Annotated in this window: 6 protein-coding genes; 2 read left to right on the forward strand and 4 right to left on the reverse strand. The window is 66.6% G+C overall.

The window, feature by feature from the left end; genetic code table 11:
- The 4 genes from JO059_RS12055 to JO059_RS12070 all read right to left on the reverse strand — a co-directional run.
- Nucleotides 1-559: ABC transporter permease (locus JO059_RS12055; protein ID WP_293318917.1), on the reverse strand; the 559-nt coding region annotated here is incomplete at its 3' end.
- A 19-nt stretch (nucleotides 560-578) separates the two neighbouring features.
- Nucleotides 579-1,343 carry an ABC transporter permease gene (locus tag JO059_RS12060; protein ID WP_293318919.1) on the reverse strand — a complete coding sequence of 255 codons (765 nt, stop codon included), beginning with the start codon at nucleotides 1,341-1,343 and terminating at the stop codon, nucleotides 579-581.
- A 239-nt stretch (nucleotides 1,344-1,582) separates the two neighbouring features.
- Complete coding sequence (locus JO059_RS12065) at nucleotides 1,583-2,494, reverse strand: 3-oxoacyl-ACP reductase (RefSeq protein ID WP_293318921.1); 912 nt, start codon at nucleotides 2,492-2,494, stop codon at nucleotides 1,583-1,585.
- A 23-nt stretch (nucleotides 2,495-2,517) separates the two neighbouring features.
- Nucleotides 2,518-2,709, reverse strand: a complete 192-nt coding sequence (locus tag JO059_RS12070) for a ferredoxin (protein WP_293318927.1) — start codon at nucleotides 2,707-2,709, stop codon at nucleotides 2,518-2,520.
- A gap of 190 nt (nucleotides 2,710-2,899) precedes the next feature.
- On the opposite strand from JO059_RS12070, the gene JO059_RS12075 reads away from it, so the two are divergent.
- Together JO059_RS12075 and JO059_RS12080 are read left to right on the forward strand one after the other, a co-directional pair.
- Entirely contained in the window at nucleotides 2,900-4,081 is a 1,182-nt protein-coding gene (locus tag JO059_RS12075; RefSeq protein ID WP_293318923.1) for an acyl-CoA dehydrogenase, read from the forward strand.
- 34 nt (nucleotides 4,082-4,115) lie between these two features.
- Nucleotides 4,116-4,754, forward strand: a 639-nt coding sequence (locus tag JO059_RS12080) for an acyl-CoA dehydrogenase family protein (RefSeq protein ID WP_293318925.1), incomplete at its 3' end; no start/stop codon positions are given.

Here is a 4,754-nt window from a genome sequence, read left to right on the forward strand (position 1 = left end):
TGGTGAAGCGGGCGGCGAAGAACGCGGCCAGCACCGACAGCGAGTACAGCGGGATGATCGCGATGAGGCCGGCGATCAGGCGGGTCGATACCAGGTAGGACACCGAGTGCACCGCCATGCACTCGACGGCGTCGATCTCCTCGGCGATGCGCATCGCGCCCAGCTGCGCGGTGGTGCCGGCGCCGATGGTGGCCGCCAAGGCGATGCCCGCGATGACCGGCGCGACGATGCGGACGTTGAGGAACGCGGACAAGAACCCGGTCAGCGCCTCGATGCCGATGTTGCCCAGCGACGCGTAGCCCTGGACCGCGATGACTCCACCGGAGGCCAGCGTCAGGAATGCGGCCACGCCGACCGTGCCGCCGATCATGACGAGCGCGCCGGCGCCGAGGGTCATCTCGGCGACGTTGCGGATCGTCTCCTTGCGGTAGCGGGTGAGCGCGTTGGGGACGTAGCGAATGGTTTGCCCGTAGAACAGCGCCTGCTCGCCGAAGTCGTCGACCGGCCCCTGCAGCCTCGACACCACGTTGCGTAGCCGGTACGTGATGTCGTAGCTCATCGCCGGCTCACCCGCCCCGTCACTTCGCCGTGATTTTCACGCCGACGGCCGTCATCACGACGTTGATGACGAACAGGCAGATGAACGCGTAGACGACCGTTTCGTTGACCGCGTTGCCGACGCCCTTGGGGCCGCCCTTGACGGTCAGTCCGCGGTAACACCCGACCAGGCCGGCCATCACGCCGAACAGCAGCGCTTTGACTTCGGCGAGAACCAATTCGCGCAGTCCGGTGAGCACCGTCAACCCGTTGATGAACGCGCCCGGATTGACGCCCTGCAGGAAGACCGAGAACACGTAACCACCGGAAAGCCCGATGGCACATACCAATCCGTTCAGCAGTAGCGCGACGACCGTCGACGCCAACACCCTTGGCACCACCAGCCGGTGGATGGGGTCGATGCCGAGCACCCGCATCGCGTCGATTTCTTCCCGGATGGTGCGTGCACCCAGGTCGGCGCAGATGGCGGTGGCGCCCGCACCGGCCACCACCAGCACGGTCACCACCGGGCCCAGCTGGGTGATGGTGCCGAAAGCGGTTCCGGCGCCGGACAAGTCGGCGGCGCCGATTTCACGCAACAGGATGTTGAGGGTGAAGGCGACCAGAACCGTGAACGGGATGGATACCAGCAGCGTCGGAACCAGCGACACGCGAGCGATCATCCACGTCTGGTCCAGAAACTCACGAAACTGGAACGGCCGCCGGAAGGTTTCCCGGCCCGTGGCGATCATCATTTCGAAGAACCCGCCCACCGCGCGGGCGGGAACCGCAAGTTGTTCGATCAACTCGGCACCCCCCTTTGCTGCTCGCGGCGAAGCGTGGCTGTCGCCTTTGCGGTGTCGTCGTTCGCATGCGGCTCGGTGTGAGCCGGATCATATTAACCCAGAACTAGTTCACGGTGTCAATGAACAGCATTTCTCCGTCAGCAACGTTAATTTCCCTGGTCAGAGCAGTTATGTCGTTATCAATCTGACACATGTTCTACTGCCGGGCTCCCCCGTCCGAAAGCTAGCTTTAATGGCTATTACTCCATCAGGCCGACCGCGGAGAAATTCCGCTCCGGATCGCGGCCAGCAAAGTACTGGCGCAACTCCTCGCTAAGCCGTGCGGGCTCCCACGCCGGCCCCTCCGCGGTGAACTTATGCTCCGCCGTCGGCGCGGCCACCAGCGTCACCTGCGGCCCGTAAACAATGAACACCTGCCCGTTGACCTCCGCGGCAGCCGGCGACGACAAGAACGTGACCAGATTGACCACATGCTCGGGTGACAACGGGTCGATCTCCCCCGCCGCCGCGTCCGGCGCCGCACCGAAGACGTCGGCCGTCATCGCGGTGCGGGCCCGCGGGCAGATGGCGTTGGCGCACACCCCGTAGCGCCCGAGCGCCCGCGCCGCCGACAGGGTGAGCGCGATGATGCCGGCCTTGGCCGCGCCGTAGTTGGCCTGCCCCACCGGACCCACCAGCCCCGCCTCCGACGACGTGTTGACGAGGCGGCCGAAGACTTGGCCGCCCGCATCCTTGGCCTTGCTGCGCCAGTAGGTGGCCGCGTTGCGGGTCAGCAGGAAATGGCCGCGCAGGTGCACGGCGATGACCTGGTCCCATTCCTCGTCGGACATGTTGAACAGCATCCGGTCGCGGGTGATCCCCGCGTTGTTGACGACGATGTCCAGGCCGCCCAGGCCGTCGGCCGTGGCCACCAGTTCGTCGGCGGTGGCGCGTTGGCTGATGTCGCCGGCCACGGCCACGGCCTTCGAACCCGCGGTACTGATCTCGTCGATGACGTCGGAGACATCGAGCCCGGCGGCGATGTCGTTGACGACGACGGTCGCGCCCAGTCGGGCCAGGCCGAGCGCTTCGGCCCGTCCCAGCCCAGCGGCCGCGCCGGTGACCACAGCGACCCTGCCGGAGAGATCGGTCGCGTTTGTGCTGCTAGTCAATTTATGAATACCTCTAGTCCCAGTTAGTCGCTGCGCGCTAGCGCGGCGCGCGGGCACTCGGCGATCGCCTGCTCGGCCAGCTGCTCTCGGTCGGGCGGAATCGGATCGGTCTTCACAACCGCGTAGTCGTCGTCGTCCAGGTCGAAGATGTCGGGTGCGATTCCCAAGCACACGGCGTTACCTTCGCACCGGTCACGATCCACAATCACCCGCACGGCACCCTCCTTGAACCTGCCCCTCGCCGCGAGCACCCGCCCCACCGGCATGTGGGTCCACCATAGGGCCCCGATGCGTCCGGCGAAACGGTAGCTGGATTCCAAGACTAGAACGTGTTACAACCGGGAATGCGAACGGGTAGCCCTTGGTCGAGCTACGCCCACCTTTCAACCTCGAGGACGGCTTGCGATGCGCATCAGTTACACCCCTGAACAGGAGGAGCTGCGTCGCGAGCTGCGGTCGTACTTCGCCACCCTCATGACGCCCGAGCGGCGCGAGGCGCTGAGTTCAACCCAGGGCGAAATCGGCACGGGCAACGCGTACCGCGAGGTCGTCTCGCAGATGGGCAAGGACGGCTGGCTCACCCTCAACTGGCCAAAGGAGTACGGCGGCCAGGACCGCTCCCCGATGGACTCGCTGATCTTCACCGACGAGGCGGCCATCGCCGGCGCGCCGGTGCCGTTTTTGACCATCAACAGCGTGGCGCCGACGATCATGGCCTACGGCACCGACGAGCAGAAGAAGTTCTTCCTGCCGAAGATCGCGGCCGGCGACCTGCACTTCTCGATCGGATACTCCGAGCCCGGCGCCGGCACCGACCTGGCCAACCTGCGCACCACCGCGGTCCGCGACGGCGACGACTACGTGATCAACGGCCAGAAGATGTGGACCAGCCTGATCCAGTACGCCGACTACGTCTGGCTGGCGGTGCGCACCAATCCCGAGGCAAAGAAGCACCGCGGCATCTCGGTGCTGATCGTGCCGACGACGGCGGAGGGCTTTTCCTGGACACCGGTGCACACCATGGCCGGGCCCGACACCAGCGCCACCTACTACTCCGATGTGCGGGTGCCGGTCAGCAACCGGGTCGGCGAGGAGAACGGCGGCTGGAAGTTGGTGACCAACCAGCTCAACCACGAGCGGGTCGCGCTGGTGTCACCGGCGCCGATCTTCATGTGCCTGCGCGAGGTTCGGGAGTGGGCGCAGAACACCAAGGACGACGGCGGCGCCCGGATCATCGACTCGGAGTGGGTGCAACTCAACCTGGCCCGGGTGCACGCCAAGGCCGAGGTCCTCAAGCTGATCAACTGGGAGCTGGCGTCATCGGCCGGTGACTCGCTGGGACCGGCGGATGCGTCGGCGGCCAAGGTGTTCGGAACCGAGCTGGCCACCGAGGCCTATCGCCTGCTGATGGAGGTGCTGGGCACCGCGGCCACCGTGCGCCAGGACTCGCCGGGTGCCCTGCTGCGCGGCCGCGTCGAGCGCATGCACCGCGCTTGCCTGATCCTGACATTCGGGGGCGGCACCAACGAGGTTCAGCGCGACATCATCGGGATGGTCGCGCTGGGACTGCCCCGAGCCAACCGCTGAGCATCTTCACTTGAGGACTTGAGGACGAGAATTCATGGACTTCACGACAACCGAAGCCGCAACCGACCTCGGTGGTTTGGTCGACACGATCGTGGACGCGGTGTGCACACCGGAGCACCAACGCGAGCTGGACACGCTCGAGCAACGATTCGACCGCGAGCTGTGGGGCAAGCTCGTCGAGGCCGACATCTTGACCAGCGCCTCCCCCGCGTCGTTGGGCGGCGACGGGTTCGGGGTTCTCGAGCAGGTGGCCATCTTGGTCGCGCTGGGCCACCAACTGGCCGCCGTGCCGTACCTGGATTCGGCGGTGCTGGGCGCCGGGGCGTTGGCCCGGTTCGGCTCGGAAGAGCTACAGCGGCGTTGGGGTGCGCCGGCGGTTCGCGGGGAGACGATCCTGACCGTCGCGCTGGACGGTGAAATGGGCGAGGGGCCCGTGCGGGCCGTCAGCACCGGCGAGGGCTACCGGCTGACCGGGACCCGCACACAGGTCGGGTTCGGACCCGTCGCCGACGCCTTTCTGGTTCCGGCCGAAACCGATTCCGGCACGGCAGTTTTCGTGGTGACCGCATCCGATCCGGGCGTTTCGGTGACGGCTTTGGAGACGACCGGCCTGGGCAGCGTCGGGCATCTGAGACTGGACGGCACCGAGGTGGGCGAGGGCAGTAAGGTCGGC

It is taken from the genome of Mycobacterium sp., from assembly GCF_019247615.1.
GTDB lineage: Bacteria > Actinomycetota > Actinomycetes > Mycobacteriales > Mycobacteriaceae > Mycobacterium.

Bases quoted from the DNA above. Each gene is read 5' to 3' on its own strand.
- JO059_RS12075 (WP_293318923.1), top strand. From the start codon at position 2,900: ATGCGCATCAGTTACACCCCTGAACAGGAGGAGCTGCGTCGCGAGCTG.